The organism is Pedobacter duraquae (genome assembly GCF_004362245.1).
Classification (GTDB): domain Bacteria; phylum Bacteroidota; class Bacteroidia; order Sphingobacteriales; family Sphingobacteriaceae; genus Pedobacter; species Pedobacter duraquae.
Genome location: NZ_SNWM01000005.1, coordinates 149826 through 170781, shown reverse-complemented (window position 1 = coordinate 170781; position 20956 = coordinate 149826). Strand labels below are relative to the sequence as shown.

The window sequence follows — 20956 nt, the reverse complement described above, 5'->3', positions numbered from 1 at the left end:
GTGCTATCTACCGAAGTATTCGTCTTTTTTATCTACTCTATTTGGATCTTCTAAAGGATATTGTTTAAGCATTGGGTGAACCCCAAGTTCATCCATGTTTAATATTCTTCTTAAATCCGGATGGCCTTCAAATTTAACCCCAAAGAGGTCATATGTTTCTCTTTCCATCCAGTTGGCACCATTCCAAAGCACAGTGGCGGTAGGTATGGTTGGCGTATGCTCGCTTATAAAAACTTTTACACGGACACGCACTTTAGCCACCATGTTATGCAAATGATATACAACAGCAATTGCCTGATGCTTTTCAGGATAATGTACTGCCGTAATATCTGTCAGGTAATTAAATCTGTTATCCTCTTTTAAAAACCTGAGCACTTCGACGATCACATCTTTTGACGTTTCGAATGTTAGCAGGCCATAAGGTTCTGACACAGCGGTAACTTTATCTCCGAAGCGCGTGCTTAATACTTCAATCAGGTTGTGGTTTGTATCTTCAGCCATTATAATATTCCGTAAGAAGCCAATAATTCCTTGTATTCCGGTGAATGTCTTCTGCGTCCACTTTCGTTTCTTACTAATTCCTGGATTTTTGTAAACCCATCAAGAATAGCTTCAGGACGTGGCGGGCAACCTGGAACATACACATCGACAGGGATAATCTCATCGATCCCCTGCAATACAGAATAGGTATCAAAGATACCACCGCTTGACGCACAAGCGCCAACAGCCATTACCCAGCGCGGCTCAGCCATCTGAAGATAAACTTGTTTAAGTACAGGCCCCATTTTCTTTGCAATAGTTCCCATCACCATCAGTACGTCGGCCTGGCGTGGAGAGAAACTCAAACGTTCTGAACCAAAACGACCCAGGTCATAATGAGAGCCCATCGTTGCCATAAACTCGATACCACAGCAGGAAGTAGCGAAAGGCAATGGCCATAATGAATGCGAACGGGCGAGCCCGATCACTTTATCGAATGAAGTGGCAAAAAAGCCCGATCCTTCAATGCCCGGAGGCGCGTCAACTATATTGATATCGCTCATGATCAAACAAAAAAAAGTTCATTCCGGTAAGGAATGAACCACAAATTTACAATATTTTAGAAGCAAATAAATTAGGCTGAAGGGATTTAGAAACAATCTAAATTACTCTAATCCCAGTCTAAAGCTTTCTTTTTAAGAATGTAGATAAAGCCTAGAAGCAGTGTGCCCATGAAGATAAACATCTCAATAATACCAGGCCATCCCAGCTCTCTGAAATTAACTGCCCATGGATACATGAAGATTACCTCAACGTCAAATAGCACAAAAAGGATCGCTACCAGGAAGTATTTAATGGAGAAGGGCTGACGTGCATTTCCAATCATCTTAACTCCGGCCTCGAAGGTCGATAGCTTATCAGCTGTTTTACGGGCAGGACCTAAATAGTGTGTAGCAATTAAGGTAACTACAACAAAACCCAGGGCTACAATAACCTGGAATATAATCGGTAAAAAATCTACAGGTACACTTTGCGTTTCCATAACTTCAATTTGATGCAAAAATAAAAGAAAAAGGCAGGATAACAACCCTGCCTTTTTCTTTTATTGATTAATTTATTATTTTTTCTTAACGGGAGCCTTTGCAGCTGGTTTAGCTGGGGCAGTTAAGTTTTTGATTCCATCTGTTGCAATTGCATTTGCAGGATCAATAGCCAGTGCTAAATCCCACTCTGCTTTTGCTTTGTCCTTATCACCTTTCACAGCTGCAAATCTAGCAATTGAGTTGTGTGCTTCAACCAGGTTCTTTTTAACAGCCGCAGTTTGTTTATCTGCTGGTAAAGCAGTTGCAGCGTCAATGTATTGTTGGAAGAAAGGAACATCGATTCCAGTAGGATCAGTTTCGCTATCTTTTAAAGCATTAACCCTTGCTCTCCATAACAATCCATCAATTGTAGTCGGAGATAGCTTAACAAGCGTCGCAAATGCTGAATCAGCTTTAACCAAAATGTCTTTTGACGGATTAGTTTTATCACCATATGCTTTTGCATAAGTTAGATAAGCTGCAACGCCATAATAATAGTAGTTATACAACGATCCAACTCCGCTAGGGTTCATCTTAATCACAGTTTCATAAGTTGAAACCGCTTTAGGATAGTTTTTAGCATCATAGTATGATTTAGCTACATCACCTAAAGCAGAAACTTTAGTAGAGTCCATTTGAACTGCTTTATAAATGTTTTTAAAAGCTAAACTATCTTGTTTTTGTTGCAACTGAGCCTGACCTAAGTACAGGTAATCGTCTGCCACAATCCTTGAAGTATCTTTAACTTTCGCAAAGAAGTCGTTCATGTATTGTAAAGCTCCAGGGTAGTTTTTGTTCTCATAAGCTGAGTAACCTCTTAAACGAGATACTACCAGTGCTTTCGGACTGTTTGGATTCATTGTTGCCAATGCACTTGTTTCAGTTTCCAGGTCTTTGTAATCCTTTGCATAGAACAAGATCTGTGCATATCTGATTCTTGAATCAAAAGATTTATCAGTCAGGTCCAGATATTTTTTATAGTTGTCAATCGCTAAAGCTGATTTTGCAGCACCTTCAGGATCTCCGAATGACCATTGGTTGTATAACTCAGATAACTCTCTGTATGCAGGACCGTAGTTAGCATCCTGCGCAATCACTTCTTTCAACTGGCTTTCGGCTTCAGGAAATGCACGTGATTCTTTGTACATCCTTCCAATCTGAACTTTCGCTCTTAAGATATTTGGATTGATGTTCAATGCACGCATATAGTTCTGCAATGCTTCTGAGTTTTTACGTTGCAAGGCATAGTAATCTCCTAACGCTACAAAAGTCTCAGCATCTTTATCGTTTGCATCCAGTTCTTCTGCTTTTTGCAGGTAAGGCAATGCCGAAGCGAAATCTGGTTTTGCTACCGAGATATATGCTTTACCAATGTATAACTGAGGCAGGTAATCTTTTTTAGAAGAAACCTCTACACCTTTCGCAAAATTCGTTTTTGCCGATGTTGGGTTGTTTGAAGCTAAATCAGCCTCTCCTAAACCTATGTAATTCAATGGATTTTTTGGATCCGCTGTAACTCCTTTAGTAAATACTGCTCTTGCAGAATCTACATATTCAGTGCGTAAATAGGCTTCACCCAAAGCGAAATAATTATCGCCTTTGTTTGCTTCCTTACTTACTAGTGTTTTAAGCATGGACGTCGCTTTCTGGTACTGTTCGGCATCTAACGCCTTTTTTGCATCATTTAAGCTTTGAGCAAAAGAGGCAGAACCCATTACTACTAAACCTAAACTTAAGGTTATTGCTTTCTTTGTCATCTTCATGGTTCAAATATAAAATTTAGTTTGTATTCTTCAAGTTAAATTCTCTCGGCAAGAGCTTATGAGGCCCAAGTCCTGATTTAAGTACAATCAACTGCCCTCTCGGACTGGCTAACCAGTTTGCAAAACCCGTACCTAAACCCTCTTTACCTTCGCAATTAATAATATAAACATTTCTCAAAAATGGATAAATGCCACTGATTAGGTTTTGCTGGGTAGGCTTATAAAAAGCATCGTCCCCTTTCTTACCTTTGACATTCTTAACGCCCAAAAGTTTAATTTTAGGCAGATATGCAGCTGTATTCTTATTCCCCTCCAATGTCCAGTTTACGCCAACTACACCAATATAATTCTTATTGGTGGCTACAAACTTAATAACGTCCGAATTGGTCTGTAAAGTATATACACCTTTCTTTGGCAGCTCAGAAATTTGAGCAAGTGCCTTAAAATATCCGACCGTCGCCGAATAAGGATTGTCAAATACCAGGCTTTTACCACTGGTTGAAGTACCCTTCAGGATCGCAATCACCTCATCCGCGGTAATTGTGCTATCAGGCTCATCAGCACCGGTAACCAAGGCGATTCCATCAATAGCAAATCGTTGGGTATAGATTGGAATACTACGCCTTACATAATTTTGTTCCTCCTTTTTTGTTAACACACGCGACATGATAATCACGCGAACGCTGTCATTTAAAAAAGTGGGTAGGATCTTGTTTTCATTACCGGTTACAATATCAAATTTAGTAGCAGGATAATCTGACTGGAACACCTCGATCTGATCACTCACAATATCATCAAATGATTCGTCAACCAGGATTTTGACACTGCCGGTTGTGCGGCTTTCCTCAACTTCCGTAGTCGCCGTATTCTTCCGTTTACATGCAGCAAACAAAACCAGCAATACCAATAAGAAACTATACTTCTTCATTTTAATTGTCCTTTTGATTAACAAGTCTGTAAAATCTGATCAGTGCGTAAACGATGAGCAGGATGCCAAATAGGATTCTATAGGTCGGGGCAATTTCAAATGGAATGTCTTTCCAGAAGATCATATACACCCCAAGGAAGAAATAACACAGCAATATGATTAGCCCGAAAATGAACAGAAATCGCTGTTGTGGCGATTTCTGTTTAAATGTATTGATGTCAAACATTCTTTTTTTCTTGTTAGTTACCCAAAGAGAAACTGATTGGAATGTTATATTTAACGCGTACTGGTTTACCGTTCTGGATACCTGGTGTCCAACGCGGACTTGCCTTTAATACCCTTACAGCTTCTTCATCCGTTCCACTTCCCAATTTACGGTCAACGTGGATATCAGTGATCTCACCATTCTTTTCAACAACGAATGAAAGGATTACTTTACCCTGAACGTTATTTTCAGCAGCCATTGGAGGATATTTTACTGACTTACCTACGTAAGCGTAAAATTTAGCCATACCTCCCGGGAATGCCGGTGGAGTTTCGATAGCTTCAAAGTTATATACTTTGGTATCTTCAACTACTGCTGCTGTTTTAGGTCCTTCACCTACCGGAGCTGCAATTACGATGTCCGCATCTGGGTCACCAGCAATTGTTTTTTGTCCCGGATCTGCTTTTTTCAAATCTTCGATCTGAGGTGGCTCTACGTCACGTACCAGGTTATCTGGTTTTACGATCGGAGGAGGGAATTTAACCTGATCCTGTTTCGGCGGTGGTGGCTCAACTGGTGGCGGCGGCGGAGTTTTTGGATCTACCGGAGGTGGTTGCTGAATGGCAACTTCCACTTGTTTTACGACTTCCTCTTCGGGCATCGCACCTTTGATCAAACTAATGATCTGCGGCGTTAAGAACAACAGTATAAATACTGCTGATGCGAAAAGCAACGCTCTTGTTGTAGTTGATGAATTTTGCTGACGAAGCTGGTAAGCTCCATAAGCTTTGTTTTTCTTATCAAAGACAACATCAAGCCATTCCTTTCTGAACAAATCTATTTTAGACATTGTACTTAATTTAATAGTTTAAATGATATTACAAAAGGCCTTGACCTTTTAAAAATGCTGTTTCTGCGTCAGTGATATTTACATCGTCAATAGCTGGAGCTGCAGTGATCTTAGCAATATTCAGCTCATCCATGATGTCCACAAAGTTTTTGTATTTTGAACCTGATGTAGGCTTGATTACAACAACCAATGTTTTCTTAGGATCATTTCCGTATAAATCAGCAACTGCTTTTTTATTGGCCAGGATCGACTTTCTGATATCACCGAATCCTTCAACAGTTGGCTGGCTCTTACCTGCTTCTCCCATGTACCAGGCTACCTTGTTGTTTTTTGCTAACAGGATAGTCATCGTTTGAGATGCACGCAGTTCAAGTCTGGTTTCATTTTTCTCGTCTTTGTCGGGCTTCGCAATATCCATCGCGATCGGCTTTGAAAGGGAGGTCGTTAGCATAAAGAAAGTGATCAGCAGGAAAGCAAGATCCACCATCGCGGTTAAATCTACTTTCGTGTTGGCTTTCTTGGTTCTAACTTTACCACCGCCTTTTTTGCCCCCGCCGGAGGTATCTAATTCTGCCATAGTATTATTTTATTGAGCACCGCCTTCTGTCGATGTAATTAAACTGAATTTGTTAATTTTTTGTTTCTGAAGGATATCAACGATTTTCTTAACAACCGGATAATCTTCTTCTCCATCCCCTTTGATACTTACGCGCATTGCTTGCTGATGTAGATCAGCTACAGCCTGACGTGAGTTAAGAATCCAGGCAGCCAATTGGTTGTTTGCAGAATCCGTTGGGATCCCTGTAGACAATCCAGATTTATCTCTGGCAGCTTGATCGCTCAATGAGATGTATTGTTTCAAACTTTGTATTGGTACACCGAATGACTGGATAACTCCAAAACGTTCTCTCTCTTGTGGAGTAAAAGAAATTTTGTATTGCTCAGCCATTTTATCCAATGTAGCCATTTTGATATCTTTTCCAGCTACTTCATAGTACACCTGGCCTTTACCGATTGATAGTTTCGCAATATCTACATCAGGCACCGGAATTTTGTAGGTGGATGTAGGTGTTGTGATATTCAAGGGGTCAGGCTGACGTGCTGTTGCTGTTAATATAAAGAAAGTAAGCAACAGGAAGGATACGTCGCACATGGCGGTCATATCAATCGAAGTACTCTTTCTTTGGACCTTTGCTCTTGGCATAATTTTAAAAATTACTTATGTTTTTACTAATGATGTTAATTCTTCCGGTTTTCCATAAAGCCGGTAAAAAAAAATTCATTATTTCTTATTTATGCGTAGAAGCATAAGTTTGGATGATGCTGAAACCTGCTTCATCAATTGCATAAGTTAATTTATCAATTTTCGAAGTAAGGATGTTGTACATGATAATCGCAACAGTTGAAGTAGAGATACCTGTAGCTGTATTGATTAGGGCCTCAGAGATACCACTTGCAAGTGCTGCCTGATCTGGAGCTCCAGATGTAGCCAAACCACCAAAGGCCTTGATCATACCTGTTACTGTACCTAATAGACCTGTTAATGTACCTACTGATACTAATGTAGCGATAACTGTTAAGTTTTGCTCTAACATTGGCATCTCTAAAGTAGTTGCTTCTTCGATATCTTTTTGGATAGCTAAACATTTTTGGTCAGTGTCCATGTTTGCTTCAACTTCCATTTCACGATATTTTTTCAATCCTGATTTGATTACGTTAGCAACAGAACCTTGTTGTTTGTCACACTCAGCCATAGCAGCTTCGATGTTGTTTGCATTTAAAAGAGATTGTACTTTTTTAACAAAAGCGTCTAAGCTTCCTGTTCCTGTTGCTCTACCAATAACGATAAAACGCTCTACTGAGAATACGATTACCATTAAAAGCATACCCATCAGAACTGGTACGATAACTCCACCTTTGTAAGCCATACCTGCATAGTTACCAGCTTTAGGTCCCATTTCAGGATTGTTGTCAATGAAGTTTGTTGGTTGTCCAAGTACAAATTTGTACAAGATAATACCGATAATAATACAAATTGGAATTACTAATGTTGCGAATACATTTGAAGCTGATGAAGAGCTCTCTTTTTTAACGGTTGTTGGTTTTGGTGCGTTTGCCATCTTTTTTTTAGTTTTTTAGTTTTTAGTACTTGTTTTTAAAATTTAAATAATATCTGTAATACACTTCAACGGCTAATGTAAGCAATTGTTGCAGTAACAAATTTATAACTTTGAATTTAATTACATATTAAATTATCATTAGTTAGTGAATTCGTTACGTTGCGTATTACTTCCCTTTTTGTATTGGCGTATATTAAAAAAGATTGCCTCGTTTGGGAGACAATCTTTCACAATTAAAACTAAAAAAAAAATTAAATGCAAATTTTTAGCTAAAAAAAATGCTTTAACGCACTATTTCGGCAATTTTGGGCATAGCAGATCTAATTTCGTCATTCGCATAGGCATCGAACTGCGCAAAATTAGCTGCAAATGCCTGAGCCAATTCGTTTGCTTTTCGTTCATAAGCCTTCAAGTCTGGCCAAGTACTACCCGGATTAAGCATTTCATTAGGCACATTCGGACATGAAACAGGCATTTTCAGACCAAAAACAGAATGAGTCTGGTAGTCAACTGCCGCCAGATGGCCTTCCAAAGCAGCAGCGATCATTGCACGGGTATATTTCAGCGCAATACGCTGTCCGACGCCATAACCACCCCCACTCCAGCCGGTATTGACTAACCATACGTTAACTTGATGTTCCTTCATGTTCCGGCCAAGCAGTTCAGCATATTGCATAGGATGCAATGGTAAAAAAGCTTTTCCGAAACAAGCGGAGAAAGTAACCTGCGGCTCAGTAACTCCCGCTTCAGTACCCGCAACTTTTGCCGTATATCCCGAAATGAAGTGGAACATCGCCTGGGCAGTATTTAGCTTTGATATTGGTGGCAATACACCGAAAGCATCTGCTGTAAGGAAAAATATATTTCTTGGTACACCGGCTACAGAAGGCACCAGGGCGTTTGAGATATAGTCGATTGGGTAAGCAACGCGTGTATTTTCAGTCTTTTCAATATTGCTGAAGTCAACCTCCCGTGTTCCGGGAATATAATTTATATTCTCAAGCAGTGCACCAAATTTAATCGCGTTAAAGATCTGAGGTTCCTTTTCAACAGTCAGATCGACACACTTTGCATAACAACCACCTTCGAAATTAAAAACACCTTCCGGACTCCAGCCATGCTCGTCATCACCAATCAGCGCACGTTCAGGGTCGGCTGAAAGGGTTGTTTTACCAGTACCTGAAAGGCCAAAGAATATCGCAGTATCCCCGTCAACACCCACATTAGCGGAACAATGCATGGAAAGGGTTTGCTTCTCTACCGGCAAAACAAAGTTCAATACAGAAAAAATACCTTTTTTTATTTCTCCGGTGTAACCTGTCCCACCGATAAGAATCATTTTTCTGGAGAAGTTAAGAATAGAGAAGTTATCCTGTCTCGTGCCGTCAACTTTGGGATTTGCTAAAAAGCCTGGGGCCGCGATAATTGTCCACTCTGGTAAATCAGTGGGCAGTTCATCACCGTAGCGCAGAAAAAGATTGTTAGCAAACAGACTCTGATAGGCCGTTTCTGTAATCACCCGAATTCCGATCTTGTAATTGGAATCTGCACAAGCATAAGCATCCCTGACATAGAATTTCTTGCCGTTTAAGTAGGCGGTCATCTTACTCAACAGCTGATCAAATTTATCGGGGCTAATTTTAATATTGATATCGCCCCACCAAACTGCATCATCCGTTACCTCGTCGGCAACAATAAAACGGTCTTTGGGTGATCTTCCGGTAAATTTTCCGGTGTCAATGGCCAGGGCTCCTGAATCTGCTAAAGTACCCTCCTGATTCCGGAGTGCCTCTTCAATCAGTTCGGCGGGATTTAACTGATACTTCATGCCATCGGCCTGCAGATTCAGATAGCTAAGATCTGGTCCTGATAGACAAACTTTGCTCATAAAATTTATATTTGGTGCGGCAAAGCTATAGAGATAAAAGCTAAAAAATCGCCTTTTTTACATAATAAATTTACTTATTGTCGCCCCTACACTAACAAACAAATCACTGTAAATCAAAATATTAACTACGATAAAATCGACTTTAGCCGCCTGATTTTTTAGCTTTATAGCCCTCCTTCTGTAACAGCAGCAGCACCTTATCTCTAAAATCTCCCTGAATCAATATTTCGCCGTCTTTTGCTGCCCCACCAACACCACATTTGCTCTTCAACATTTTACCAAGTTCAGTCAGGTCTTCATCACTTCCCAAAAATCCTGTGATCAAGGTGACCGCTTTTCCGCCCCTATTCTTCTTATCGAGCATTACCCGAAGATCCTGTTGTTGATTTGGTAACTTTTCTGCTGCAGGCTCATCCGCGTCCGGATAAGAGAATCCAGGATCTGTGGAATACATGATTCCACCAAAATCGTTCAGTACTTTCTTTTTAGGCTTCATATGCTGGTGTAATGATATTTAAAGATAGAGGAACAACAGCGATATCGATTTCCCGTCCCATAAAAAAGGGTTCACCATCGATATGGATCGCTGCATCCTGGGGCCTGCTGATTTTAATTTTCTTACCCTGGAAGATCTCTACCAGGTTAGACCGGTGGGTATTTCCACGAAACATATCTAGCGCCAAGGCTGGCATTTTATAAAGGGGGAAAGATTTAATAACGCATACATCAAGTAATCCATCGGTAACGGAAGCCTCAGGCGAGATGTGCGCATTGTTTCCATACTGAGAGGAATTAGCAATGCTAACCACAAAAGCTTTTCTCGAATATACCTGTCCGTCTACCTCGATCCGATAAGTTTCTGGTTTATAGTTTAACATTTCCTGCAGTCCAAGTTTAACGTAGCCAGACAAACCTCTTTTTTTATTCCCGGCAAATATGGAGCTGATGTGGGCATCAAACCCCATTCCAGCCATATTAAAGTAGTTCTTTTCGTTAAAAGTTGCAGTATCAATACGGGTTAAATGCATGGCATTGATTACCTTAATAGCTTTGACAGCCTGCATCGGAATGCCCAGATACCTCGCCAGACCATTTCCAGAACCAAATGGAATAATTCCCAGAATTTTATCCTGTTGCATTACTTTTGTACCGATCTCGTTGATTGTTCCATCGCCTCCCACAGCAACGATCACATCAAAATTCTTATTTGCAGCCTCTTCTGCAATTTCGGCAGCGTGGCCTACATATTCGGTAAAGCTATAATTTGCATTAAACTTCGCCTTGTCAAGATGTGTATCAATCAATCCAGGGATTTTAAGCTTGTCTTTCCCCCCCGAGATCGGATTAATAATAAATAATATGTTTGATTTTGTCAAGGCTGTGGTGTTAATGATTCTGCAAAATAATTGATATTTTTTGACTAATTTGAATATATAGTGTAATTTTGCAAACGTAGAGTGGACTGATTTGCGATGCTAGATAAAAATAGCGGGATTGCAACCACGTAAAAAAAAGTGCTAATTATGGATACACTTCCTTTTACAGCTTGTTTTTCAAGCCAGATCAATTCATTTTATCTAGTTTAATTGTATACCATAATTTTAATTATTTAGAATGTCATATTTATTTACATCAGAATCTGTTTCAGAAGGTCACCCTGATAAAATAGCAGATCAAATTTCAGACGCCCTTATTGATAATTTTCTTGCTTTTGATGCAGACTCAAAAGTTGCCTGCGAAACCCTGGTTACTACAGGTCAGGTGATTTTGGCTGGTGAGGTTAAATCAAAGACCTATCTGGATGTACAACAGATTGCAAGAGATGTAATCAAAAAGATCGGCTATACTAAAAGTGAGTATATGTTTGAGGCGAATTCATGCGGTATACTTTCTGCGATCCACGAACAATCTCAAGACATTAATCAAGGTGTTGACAGAGTTAACAAAGAGGATCAGGGAGCGGGAGACCAGGGTATGATGTTTGGTTATGCAACCAACGAAACCGAGGATTATATGCCATTGGCACTTGACCTTTCCCATAAATTATTACAGGAACTTGCTGAATTAAGAAGAGAAAACAAGGAAATTCTTTATTTACGTCCAGATGCTAAATCACAGGTAACACTAGAGTATGATGATAACAATAAGCCTGTACGTATCGATGCTATTGTAATCTCCACTCAACATGATGACTTTGATGAAGAAGCGACTATGCTTGCCAAAATCAAAACTGACCTTGTTGCCATTTTAATTCCAAGAATTATCGCTAAATATCCGCAATATGCTCATTTATTTAATGACAGCATTGCTTACCATATCAACCCAACAGGTAAATTCGTTATCGGAGGTCCACATGGGGATACAGGTTTAACCGGCCGTAAAATTATCGTTGACACTTACGGTGGTAAGGGTGCACACGGTGGTGGTGCATTCTCGGGTAAAGATCCAAGTAAAGTAGATAGAAGTGCCGCCTATGCTACGCGTCACATCGCTAAAAATCTTGTTGCCGCTGGAATTGCAGATGAAATCCTGGTTCAGGTGAGTTATGCGATCGGTGTTGCAAAACCAATGGGTGTATATATCAATACTTATGGCACCAGCAAAGTTGACAAAACTGATGGTGAAATTGCAAAAATTGTTGAAGGCATTTTTGACCTGCGCCCATATTTTATTGAGCAGAGATTGAAGTTAAGAAATCCTATCTATAGCGAAACAGCTGCCTATGGACATATGGGTCGTAAGCCAGAAACAGTGACCAAGACTTTCAGAACACCGAATGGTGAAGAGAAGACTGTTACGGTAGAATTGTTTACCTGGGAAAAGCTGGACTTCGTAGATCAGGTTAAAGCAGCCTTTGCCCTATAATTCTCCTGATTTTAAAAAAAGCTACCTTTAGTCGGGTAGCTTTTTTTTGCACTAAAAAGCAAAAACCATTTGTCGGTGTCATTGTTTTAAGACCATACTAAACATGATTATTATGACAGATCCAGCAGAAATGAATACCGTCAGCCAAATTCTGGAAAAGATGAGGCAGAAAGGTCTAGATAACGAAATTAAAATGACCGACCATGGCAAGATGCAGGGAGTTGGTCTAAATAAAATATATAAACCAGAAGATTTGACAATCATCAAGACCTACCGATTTGAGGGTATGTCTGATCCGGGCGATAATTCCGTAATTTATGTCATCGAGGATAAGGACGGACAAATCGGCTATATTCTGGATGCCTACGGCATGTACAGTGATCACGAAGGCACCGGTTTTGATGATTTCCTGAAAAAGATTCCTACTGCAGACAGAGATTTGCAGGAATTGTTTAACTAAAATAAAAAAGGCCCGAACGGGCCTTTTTTAATAATGGATTACATTGCGGGTCCACCCCGCTCAGATTCATACAACCTGATCAGCTTTTGTTGCATAGAAAAAATTTCATCCTTTTTGACATTAAGTTCTGCCTGCAGGGCCGTTATTCTTTCCATGTAATCATGTTTAAAGTCCTCTCCAGCAAGGAAAATCTCATAAACATCAATGTTATAAACTGCGGCGATCTGATAAAGTCTTGCTGTGTTTACGTCGGTTGAGCCTGTTTCCATTTTACTGTAAGCGGGAATGGAACAATTTAATTTTTCTGCAATCTGTACCTGAGTAAACTGATGCTGCAGCCGCAAAAGTTTAAGTTTTGAACAAATAGGTCCCATAGCTTTAATTTAAATAGATTTAAGTAACATTAAGTGATTCTATTCAAATGTGTTAAAAGCTGAGAAATAAGTGGTTATTTATTTTTATTTAATTATTAAGCCATCCTGTAAATTCAATATTCTTGAACCATAAGCGGCATTTGCCTCTGAGTGTGTCACCTGAATAATAGTCATATTCTCTGTTTTGTTCAAGGTCTGAAACAGCTCCATGATCTGGAGCGCCTGGGCTGATTGTAAATTGCCTGTGGGCTCATCGGCCAATATAATTGCCGGCTGCGCAACCACGGCCCGCGCTATACCTACCAGTTGCTGCTGTCCACCGGATAGTTGATTGGGAAACAAATCCTTCTTTCCAACGATGTTGAACCGATCCAGCATATCTGCAACCCTACTCTTACGCTCTGCGCTGCCTACCTTTTTGTAGAGTAATGGCGCTTCAATGTTTTCAGCCACCGTCATTTCATCAATAAGATGGTAGGCCTGAAACACAAATCCGATGTGATTTCTGTATAGTTCTATTCTTTTGCGTTCATTAAGCTGCGTAATATTTTCACCCATAAACTCATACAAGCCATAAGTAGGTTCTTCCAACATACCTATGATATTGAGCAGGGTAGATTTTCCCGCACCCGACGGCCCCATAATCGAGACAAACTCTCCGGCATTGATGGTAGTGGTAACGTGCCTCAGAATATAATTCTTTAAGCCTTTGTTTGCGTAATATTTCTCTATGTTTTCTAATTTGATCATTTCAATTTGTGATTTAATTTAAATATCAGCTTTCTTTCCGGGTTACTCATATTTCAAAGCATCTATCGGATTTGTTCTTGCCGCTCTATACGAACGAAGTGTAACAGTTATCATAGTGATTGTCATGGACAGTACCATAGCGACAATGAAAGGCCATATGCTAAGCGATATCCTATAGGTATATCCCGACAGCCATTTGCTGATAAAGATGTAAGCAACCGGCCAGGCAACAATATTTGCGAAAAATACCATAAGCAGGAAAGAACTGTTCAGCATTCCCACAAGTTCCATCGTTGTTGCACCAAGCACCTTTCTTATCGCCATCTCTCTGGTGCGCTGTGCTGCCACGAAAGAGATGAGACCAAATAAGCCGATAAAGGCGATAAAGATGATTACTGTAGCAAATACCTTGAACAAGGTTCCCATTACACGTTCGCTTTCATAATAAGCGTTTATATCATCATCAACAAAACTCGATGAATATACATAATCGACGTATGTAGCATTCCATACTGCCTCAATATGCTTTGACACCTCGGCTATTTGTCTGCTATCCATTTTCACCGCAATGTTTTCATACCTTGTTTTTTGAGACACAATTATTATTGGAGATATTGCTTCTTTCAAACTCATGTTATTAAAGTCTTTCACTACACCTACTACGGGTCCGCGAAAACCACCCCCAACCGACATCAATTTACCAATAGCATCCTCCGGGTTGGTTACATTTAACTTTTTCAGCAGCGTTTCATTAACTACATATTCTTTGATGGTATCACTCTTCGACAAGGGCTTTCCAGCAACAAACTGGAGTCCGAAAGTTTTGAAATAATCTTCATCACCTGTTTTAGTATTTGCATTGAAGTCTGCATCTTCTGCCTTTCCGAATGAAAAATTATTAGTGTTGTTATCTCCCGAAGAGGGTGCCGCACTACAGAAAGTAGCGGAAATAACTCCAGGGATTTTACTAATGCGTATTTTAAGTCCCTCGTACTTAAGTACGCTGAGGCTATCCATAGGTACCCGCACCAAAGCAACGGCTGAAGAATTAAAACCGAGGGGCTTCTCGCGGAGGAATTTCATTTGTTTAAGGATTACTAATGTCCCGGTTATCAAAATAATAGTGATAGCGAACTGCACAACTACCAGTACCTTACGTAGATATCCCCCACCGCTATTACCGATACTGATTTTATTCTTTATGGCTAGTGCGGGGCTGAATCCAGACATAATCATTGCTGGATAAAATCCGGCCAGAAAACCCACTATAAGCACCATACTTAACATGAAAACAATAATCACTGGGTGTTCCAGCATGCTGAAAGAGATGTTTTCTTTAAACAAAGACTCCATGCCTGGCAAAGCAGCTTCGGTTAATGCACAAGCAATGACTAATGCAATTGCTGTTAGCGTAAAAGTCTCTGTCAGGAATTGGAAAATCAACTGCTTCCGCATACTTCCCATTACTTTACGTACACCAACTTCTTTTGATCTGCTTACTGCCTGAGCTGTTGCCAGATTGATAAAGTTGATACAGGCAGTTATCATCAAAAATATACCGATCACGACCAGACCAGCAAGTGAGCTTTTGCTTGTTGTTTTTCTGGCAAAGTTCCCGTAAATATCGTTGGTATGGATATCAGTCAATGGTTGAAAAAAGTGATCCGTACGGGCACCCGTCTGATCGACATAATACTTTTTAATAAAAGCATTTTTTGGTCCTTCAAGATCTGCGACATCAGCACCGCCCTTTAAAAGCACATAGCATTCTGAGCTGGAAGATACTGAGCCCCATTTTTTCAGGTTCTTATTTACGTAACCTGCATAAGCTATTGCAATTTTAATGGGATTACTGCTGTTTTCGGGAACATCCGCAAAAACGCCCGTTACCTTCAGATCCGTCTTGTTCTGATAATTTATGGTTTTACCAACAGCCTTATGCCAATCACCAAAAAACTTTTCCGCCATTTCCTCAGAAAGTGCAACTGTATTGGGTGCCGATAAGGATTGTTGTGGGTTTCCTTCCAACCATTTATAGTCAAATATTTTAAAAAATTCAGGCTCTACATAAAACGTCTGCTCAGAACTTTTCAATCTAAGTTTCCCGGCATCATCCATTACTTTAACAATCCCGCCGCCACCCTGCAGCATGGCCACTTCTTCAAGCATGCCCAAATCATTCTTCATGGCTGGCCCCAAAGGTCTTGGGACACCATTCTGATATTCCTCTCCATCCGCATATTTGAAATACGACGTCACCCTAAAGATCCTGTCTTTCTTAGCATAATGTTGATCATAGCTCAGCTGATGTCGCACAAAGATGAAGATCATGATGCAGCTGGCCATCCCGATAGAAAGGCCTATGATATTGATAAAAGTATAACCTTTATTTTTCCAAAGGTTACGCAAGGCAATTTTTAAATTCAGTCTGAACATAGCTGTTAGATTAATTTGTTATTCGTATTTAAGCGAATCAACCGGATTGGAAGTCGCAGTTTTGTAAGCCTGAACGCCAACCGTAAGGATAGCTGTCAACAGCGTTCCAGCAATGGCGATTCCGATTACCCACCAGGAAATACTGGTATGAAACTCATATTTCCCGAGCCATTTGTTCATCAGCATCCATGCAGTTGGAACAGCAATACAAATAGAAACGAGGATCATCTTTATGAAAGATATGGAGAGCATCCGCATGATTCCAAAAACAGAAGCACCCAGGACCTTCCGTATGCCAAACTCTTTGGTCCGCTGCTCTGCACTGTAGGTTACCAGGCCGAAAAGCCCCAGACAAGAAATGAAGATGGCAAGACCACCAAACAGGTTGGACAGAATACCCAGTATTTTTTCACCATGCTGCATATCCGCATACACACTACTTACAAACTTAAGCTCTACGGGATAGGCAGGATTAATTTGTTTTGTAATTGAATTTATGGTTTCTATACTTGCTTGAAAGCTCCTGTCAGCATTTAGTTTCATCACAATTGTTCCCGGCACACCATCATCAAGTCTGATCACCATTGGGTTATTTGATTTATTTGGAGCATCCCAGATATAATCGTCAAACACACCGATAATGGTAAATTGGTTATCGAATACTTTTACTGAAGTGCCCACCGGATTTTTAAGACCCATTACTTTCACGGCTGAGGCACTTACCAGTAAGGATGCACTATCCGATGCAAGCTTTTCGGAAAAATCGCGCCCATTACGCATTTTAATTCCTGTTGTCTTTATATAATCGTACCCGGCAAGTACCTGGTTAAACATCACGTCATTGGCAGGCTTGGTCATTCCCGGCCAGGTAATCCCCATAAAATTAGAGCCGTGATGGGAAAGTGTTACCGACGAGTGTGTTACTGACGTTACAGCTCCCGAACGAAGCAACATGGTCTTAAAGACTTCATATTTATCTTTAAGTGAACCATCTTGCGGAAGTTCCACGAGTGCATTGATATCCGCTCCTATAGGCCTGTTTTTAATAAACTGGATTTGTTTGTATATCACAATTGTAGAAATGAAGAGCATTACCGTAAAGCAAAACTGCCCGGTTACCAACACTTGTCGTAATGACACAGAAAAGAATCCTCTGCTTCTTGTTTTTTTCTTCATACCACTTATCGGATCAAAAGAAGAAAGATAAAATGCGGGGTAACTTCCTGCAATAAGTCCGGTAAGCATAACGAGCCCGATAATTACAGCCCAAATTTCAAAGCCAAAATAACCGATATCCATTTTAATGGAAAGCAAGTTATTGAACATAGGGAAGCAAAGCTCAATGAGTGCTATGGCGATCACTACGCTAATGGCAGCGAGCACAACGGACTCTGTCAGAAACTGCATAATCAAAGACAACCGATTCGCTCCGATCGTTTTTTTAACGCCTACTTCCTTAGCCCTGCGTTCCGATTTGGCGGTAGCCATGTTCATAAAATTAATACATGCTATCAGCAATATTCCAACAGCCAGGATTACAAAAAGTCTGATCTGTTCAATTGCCCCGCCAACACTTTTTCCCTGCTCAAATGTTCCATATAAATGAAGTCTGCTGAGCGGATACATGAAATGCTGTTGGTCACCATTGTTATATCGTTTTAATAGTGGGCCTAGTTTTGAGTTTACGGCTTCAGCAGAAGCCCCCTTACGTAATTTCACAAGCGTCAGATAGCTGAAATCACTCCAACCTACCTCTCTGGCTCCAGGATCAAGGATAGTATATAGTGACCAGGGCATCAGAAAATCAAACCTATTGGAGCTATTCTCTGGCAGATCTTTAATAACTGCAGCAACAGTCAGATCTTCTTTATCATCATAGCGGACAGATTTTCCTGTTACATCTGCAGTCCCGAAGAGGGTTTTGGCCATCGTTTCCGTGAGTACCACTGATCTCGGATTTGCCATTGCTGTTGCCGGACTACCTGAAATAAAGTGATAGTCGTACATTGAAAATAGTGTAGGCTCAGCGAAACAAGCTGTCTTCTTAAAGGAATTCTGCCCATTAGCAATTAGATTGATCCTTCCATAACTCAGTCGACTCGCAATCTCAATTTCTGGGATCGCCTGTTTAAGTACCGATCCTAACGCAGTTGTTGTACCGTTAAATGTGAACGTGATCGCACCAGCATTGTCAGTAATATTGGTCATCATCTGATAAACACGATCTGAATCTTTAGCCTGTTTATCGAAGTTCCACTCGTACGATACGTAGAACATCAACATAAGGCAAGCCGATAAACCAATGGCCAAACCGGTAATATTGATGAAGGAGGAGGTTTTGTGTCTCCACAAATTCCTCAATGCGATTTTCAGATTCAGTTTGAACATAACTATTCGTATTTTAAAGCATCTATGGGATTTGCCTTCGCCACTTTTGCTGATTGAACACTTACAGTGAGCACGGCGATAAAAAGCGACAACAGAAAGGCAATAGCAAACGGTATTATGGAAATCCCAACCCTAAAGTCGTAGCTGGAAAGCCATTTATTGATGATGATGTAACCTAATGGGAAAGCAATAAGATTAGCGATGAGCACCAGTTTCACAAAATCCTTGTTTAGTAACACGAGGATATTTGCAGAACTCGCTCCGAGAACTTTGCGGATGCTGATTTCTTTTTTTCGTTGTTCGGCCATATATAGCGCCAAGCCGAGTAATCCCAAGCAGGAAATGAATACAGCGAAACCACCAAACCAGTTGGAAAGCGTACCCAGCAAACGTTCATTTTTCAATTTATCTGCAAAAGAGTCATCCACAAAATGCCTGTCTACAGGATAATCAGGATTGATCTCCTTTACGATCTGATCAATAACATCCACAGCAGTGCTAAGATTAGCGGTAGCAGCCACCCTAACTAAAGCTACAGCATTGCTTCCGTCGGTATGGGTTACAATCATCGGACTAGAGTATTTGTAGGGTGATTCCTCTACATAGTCTTCGATTACGCCTATAATCGTTACCGGCGTTCCGCCCCACTTGATCACCGATCCTACAGGATGCTTCATACCCATTATTTTAGCTAAGGCCTGATTTATCATTACGTTCGCGGAGTCTGCATGCTGCATAGAAAAGTCACGCCCTGCACTTAACTTCATTCCTGTGGTTTTGATAAAATCATAACCGGTGCTTCTAAAATTGACCAGTACGTTTGATTTGATGTCTTTTCCCGGCCACTCTATACCATAACCATTATTTCCACCCTGTGTAATTGCAGCCGAAAAATTAGTTACATCAGCTACCACACCAGATTTCAACAACTTGTCTTTTAGCAGCGCGTATTTCTCTGGCTGATTCAGCACACCTTGAATTGGTATCTCAATCAGGTTTTTAGTAGAGTAACCAACTGATTTATTTTTAATATAATTTAGCTGCTGGTAAATCACTGCGGTGCAAATGATGAGACAGGTTGCAAATACAAACTGAAATACCACCAGAAACTTACGCACCGATAACGAGGAACCCCCTGCTACGGAGAACCCTTTCAATACTTTGATAGGATCAAAAGAAGAAAGATAAAATGCGGGATAGCTTCCAGCTAAAAGACCTGTTAAAACTGCCAGGCCTACAAGCATAGTCCAGAATTGCCATTGTGTATAGTTGATCGCCAACTCCACGCCTAATAGATTATTGAAATATGGCAGGCAAACCTCAATCAGGGCAAAAGCCAGGAGCATACTGAGCAGCGACAACAATATAGACTCCATCATAAACTGACCGATAAGATCAGCTCTTGAAGAACCAATAGCCTTTCGTACCCCCACTTCTTTCCCACGTTTCTCAGACCTTGCTGTAGATAAGTTCATGAAGTTTACGCAGGCAATTAATAAAATACAGAATGCCAGCAAGAATAAAATTTGTAATTGTTCTATACGCCCACCAACAGATTTACCACCTTCAAATGTATTGTATAAATGATATTTGGCCAACGGATGTAAAAAGGGCTCACCATTACTGTCTTTGTTATTTGCTTTAATTATCCCATGAAGCTTTGAATTGGCTTGCTCAAAGAAGCTATTGTCCTGCAACTGAATCAGTGTCATGCAGAAATTGCTGTTCCATCCGGCTTGAAGAGACCAAGGATTTATCTTTCCATATAAGCTCCAGGGCATCAGGAAATCGAAACGGATGCTGCTATTTTTTGGAAGATCCTCAATCACACCTTCTACAATCAGTTCCTCCTGATTATCAAATTTGACTACTTTATTAATTGGATCTTCATTTCCAAACAGCGCTTTTGCCAGCGTTTCAGTTAAAACCACAGCATTAGGGTTTTTCAAAAATGTAGACTGGTTTCCCTTCAGGACTTTAAAATCAAAGATCTTAAAGATCGCCGGATCTGAAAAGCTACTCGACTTTTTAAAACTGTTCCTTTTATAAGTCAGCAGTCTATCGCTAGGATAATCGAAACGGACTGCTTCTTTAATTCCTGGAATCTCGTCTTTTGCTGTTTCCGCCATCAATCCAGGCGTAGCTGCGAAACTAAATATCTTTCCGTTCGCGGCCTGGTTATTATAAACCATGTAGGTGGTTTTATAATTACTGTATTGTTTATCGTAACCCCACTCGTAAGCCACGTATAACAAAAGGAGCATGCAGCTCGCTAATCCTATAGCCAGGCCGCCCACATTGATCAGCGTGAATCCTTTATTCTTCCATAGATTGCGTAGGGCAATCCTAAAGTTGAGTTTAAACATC

General features: G+C 40.4%; 20 protein-coding genes. 2 read left to right on the top strand and 18 right to left on the bottom strand.

What is annotated here, in order from left to right; all coding sequences use genetic code 11:
- Nucleotides 1-3: 3 nt before the first annotated feature.
- From CLV32_RS18630 to CLV32_RS18570, 13 genes are all read right to left on the bottom strand, one after another.
- Nucleotides 4-501 carry an NADH-quinone oxidoreductase subunit C gene (locus CLV32_RS18630; protein WP_133558370.1) on the bottom strand — a complete coding sequence of 166 codons (498 nt, stop codon included), beginning with the start codon at nt 499-501 and terminating at the stop codon, nt 4-6.
- Nucleotides 501-1043: an NADH-quinone oxidoreductase subunit B gene (locus CLV32_RS18625; protein ID WP_133558368.1), complete on the bottom strand. Its 543-nt coding sequence runs from the start codon at nt 1041-1043 to the stop codon at nt 501-503. The genes CLV32_RS18630 and CLV32_RS18625 overlap by 1 nt, the downstream gene beginning before the upstream one ends.
- A gap of 107 nt (nt 1044-1150) precedes the next feature.
- A complete protein-coding gene (locus tag CLV32_RS18620; protein WP_133558366.1) occupies nt 1151-1522 on the bottom strand; it encodes an NADH-quinone oxidoreductase subunit A in 372 nt (123 codons plus the stop codon).
- Between the two features lie 75 nt (nt 1523-1597).
- Nucleotides 1598-3325: a tetratricopeptide repeat protein gene (locus CLV32_RS18615; protein WP_133558364.1), complete on the bottom strand. Its 1728-nt coding sequence runs from the start codon at nt 3323-3325 to the stop codon at nt 1598-1600.
- 16 nt (nt 3326-3341) lie between these two features.
- The gene (locus CLV32_RS18610) at nt 3342-4253 is read right to left on the bottom strand and encodes a substrate-binding domain-containing protein (RefSeq protein WP_133558362.1); all 912 of its coding nucleotides are present in this window, start codon (nt 4251-4253) and stop codon (nt 3342-3344) included.
- A gap of 1 nt (nt 4254) precedes the next feature.
- Complete coding sequence (locus CLV32_RS18605; protein ID WP_133558360.1) at nt 4255-4479, bottom strand: hypothetical protein; 225 nt, start codon at nt 4477-4479, stop codon at nt 4255-4257.
- Nucleotides 4480-4492: 13 nt separating this feature from the next.
- Complete coding sequence (locus CLV32_RS18600) at nt 4493-5308, bottom strand: energy transducer TonB (RefSeq protein ID WP_133558358.1); 816 nt, start codon at nt 5306-5308, stop codon at nt 4493-4495.
- A 28-nt stretch (nt 5309-5336) separates the two neighbouring features.
- Complete coding sequence (locus CLV32_RS18595; RefSeq protein ID WP_133558356.1) at nt 5337-5885, bottom strand: ExbD/TolR family protein; 549 nt, start codon at nt 5883-5885, stop codon at nt 5337-5339.
- Nucleotides 5886-5894: 9 nt separating this feature from the next.
- On the bottom strand, nt 5895-6512 hold the full coding sequence (locus CLV32_RS18590) for an ExbD/TolR family protein (protein WP_133558354.1): 618 nt from the start codon (nt 6510-6512) through the stop codon (nt 5895-5897).
- 85 nt (nt 6513-6597) lie between these two features.
- Nucleotides 6598-7428 (bottom strand): MotA/TolQ/ExbB proton channel family protein, encoded by an 831-nt coding sequence (locus CLV32_RS18585; protein WP_133558352.1) that lies wholly within the window; start codon nt 7426-7428, stop codon nt 6598-6600.
- A 283-nt stretch (nt 7429-7711) separates the two neighbouring features.
- Nucleotides 7712-9316 (bottom strand): phosphoenolpyruvate carboxykinase (ATP), encoded by a 1605-nt coding sequence (pckA, locus tag CLV32_RS18580; RefSeq protein ID WP_133558350.1) that lies wholly within the window; start codon nt 9314-9316, stop codon nt 7712-7714.
- A gap of 142 nt (nt 9317-9458) precedes the next feature.
- Nucleotides 9459-9812, bottom strand: a complete 354-nt coding sequence (locus CLV32_RS18575; protein ID WP_133558348.1) for a translation initiation factor — start codon at nt 9810-9812, stop codon at nt 9459-9461.
- Complete coding sequence (locus tag CLV32_RS18570) at nt 9802-10692, bottom strand: diacylglycerol/lipid kinase family protein (RefSeq protein WP_133558346.1); 891 nt, start codon at nt 10690-10692, stop codon at nt 9802-9804. Before CLV32_RS18570 ends, CLV32_RS18575 begins: the two co-directional genes overlap by 11 nt.
- Before the next feature lie 238 nt (nt 10693-10930).
- Between CLV32_RS18570 and metK the strand changes: the two genes are divergently transcribed.
- Together metK and CLV32_RS18560 are read left to right on the top strand one after the other, a co-directional pair.
- Nucleotides 10931-12181: a methionine adenosyltransferase gene (gene metK / locus CLV32_RS18565; RefSeq protein ID WP_133558344.1), complete on the top strand. Its 1251-nt coding sequence runs from the start codon at nt 10931-10933 to the stop codon at nt 12179-12181.
- 112 nt (nt 12182-12293) lie between these two features.
- On the top strand, nt 12294-12641 hold the full coding sequence (locus CLV32_RS18560; protein WP_133558342.1) for a hypothetical protein: 348 nt from the start codon (nt 12294-12296) through the stop codon (nt 12639-12641).
- 38 nt (nt 12642-12679) lie between these two features.
- Here CLV32_RS18560 and CLV32_RS18555 read toward each other — a convergent pair whose 3' ends face one another.
- From CLV32_RS18555 to CLV32_RS18535, 5 genes are all read right to left on the bottom strand, one after another.
- Nucleotides 12680-13015: a helix-turn-helix domain-containing protein gene (locus CLV32_RS18555; protein WP_133558340.1), complete on the bottom strand. Its 336-nt coding sequence runs from the start codon at nt 13013-13015 to the stop codon at nt 12680-12682.
- A gap of 84 nt (nt 13016-13099) precedes the next feature.
- Nucleotides 13100-13765, bottom strand: a complete 666-nt coding sequence (locus CLV32_RS18550; protein ID WP_133558338.1) for an ABC transporter ATP-binding protein — start codon at nt 13763-13765, stop codon at nt 13100-13102.
- A 42-nt stretch (nt 13766-13807) separates the two neighbouring features.
- Nucleotides 13808-16201, bottom strand: coding sequence for an ABC transporter permease (locus tag CLV32_RS18545; protein ID WP_133558336.1), 2394 nt, complete (start codon nt 16199-16201; stop codon nt 13808-13810).
- A gap of 18 nt (nt 16202-16219) precedes the next feature.
- Nucleotides 16220-18589, bottom strand: a complete 2370-nt coding sequence (locus CLV32_RS18540) for an ABC transporter permease (protein WP_133558334.1) — start codon at nt 18587-18589, stop codon at nt 16220-16222.
- A 2-nt stretch (nt 18590-18591) separates the two neighbouring features.
- Nucleotides 18592-20955: an ABC transporter permease gene (locus CLV32_RS18535; RefSeq protein WP_133558332.1), complete on the bottom strand. Its 2364-nt coding sequence runs from the start codon at nt 20953-20955 to the stop codon at nt 18592-18594.
- Between the last annotated feature and the right edge of the window lies 1 nt (nt 20956).

What these genes read in the sequence shown, in the direction of transcription:
- CLV32_RS18630 (WP_133558370.1), bottom strand. Translation starts at nt 501, where the DNA reads ATGGCTGAAGATACAAACCACAACCTGATTGAAGTATTAAGCACGCGC.
- CLV32_RS18625 (WP_133558368.1), bottom strand. Translation starts at nt 1,043, where the DNA reads ATGAGCGATATCAATATAGTTGACGCGCCTCCGGGCATTGAAGGATCG.
- CLV32_RS18620 (WP_133558366.1), bottom strand. Translation starts at nt 1,522, where the DNA reads ATGGAAACGCAAAGTGTACCTGTAGATTTTTTACCGATTATATTCCAG.
- CLV32_RS18615 (WP_133558364.1), bottom strand. Translation starts at nt 3,325, where the DNA reads ATGAAGATGACAAAGAAAGCAATAACCTTAAGTTTAGGTTTAGTAGTA.
- CLV32_RS18610 (WP_133558362.1), bottom strand. Translation starts at nt 4,253, where the DNA reads ATGAAGAAGTATAGTTTCTTATTGGTATTGCTGGTTTTGTTTGCTGCA.
- CLV32_RS18605 (WP_133558360.1), bottom strand. Translation starts at nt 4,479, where the DNA reads ATGTTTGACATCAATACATTTAAACAGAAATCGCCACAACAGCGATTT.
- CLV32_RS18600 (WP_133558358.1), bottom strand. Translation starts at nt 5,308, where the DNA reads ATGTCTAAAATAGATTTGTTCAGAAAGGAATGGCTTGATGTTGTCTTT.
- CLV32_RS18595 (WP_133558356.1), bottom strand. Translation starts at nt 5,885, where the DNA reads ATGGCAGAATTAGATACCTCCGGCGGGGGCAAAAAAGGCGGTGGTAAA.
- CLV32_RS18590 (WP_133558354.1), bottom strand. Translation starts at nt 6,512, where the DNA reads ATGCCAAGAGCAAAGGTCCAAAGAAAGAGTACTTCGATTGATATGACC.
- CLV32_RS18585 (WP_133558352.1), bottom strand. Translation starts at nt 7,428, where the DNA reads ATGGCAAACGCACCAAAACCAACAACCGTTAAAAAAGAGAGCTCTTCA.
- pckA (WP_133558350.1), bottom strand. Translation starts at nt 9,316, where the DNA reads ATGAGCAAAGTTTGTCTATCAGGACCAGATCTTAGCTATCTGAATCTG.
- CLV32_RS18575 (WP_133558348.1), bottom strand. Translation starts at nt 9,812, where the DNA reads ATGAAGCCTAAAAAGAAAGTACTGAACGATTTTGGTGGAATCATGTAT.
- metK (WP_133558344.1), top strand. Translation starts at nt 10,931, where the DNA reads ATGTCATATTTATTTACATCAGAATCTGTTTCAGAAGGTCACCCTGAT.
- CLV32_RS18560 (WP_133558342.1), top strand. Translation starts at nt 12,294, where the DNA reads ATGACAGATCCAGCAGAAATGAATACCGTCAGCCAAATTCTGGAAAAG.
- CLV32_RS18555 (WP_133558340.1), bottom strand. Translation starts at nt 13,015, where the DNA reads ATGGGACCTATTTGTTCAAAACTTAAACTTTTGCGGCTGCAGCATCAG.
- CLV32_RS18550 (WP_133558338.1), bottom strand. Translation starts at nt 13,765, where the DNA reads ATGATCAAATTAGAAAACATAGAGAAATATTACGCAAACAAAGGCTTA.
- CLV32_RS18545 (WP_133558336.1), bottom strand. Translation starts at nt 16,201, where the DNA reads ATGTTCAGACTGAATTTAAAAATTGCCTTGCGTAACCTTTGGAAAAAT.
- CLV32_RS18540 (WP_133558334.1), bottom strand. Translation starts at nt 18,589, where the DNA reads ATGTTCAAACTGAATCTGAAAATCGCATTGAGGAATTTGTGGAGACAC.
- CLV32_RS18535 (WP_133558332.1), bottom strand. Translation starts at nt 20,955, where the DNA reads ATGTTTAAACTCAACTTTAGGATTGCCCTACGCAATCTATGGAAGAAT.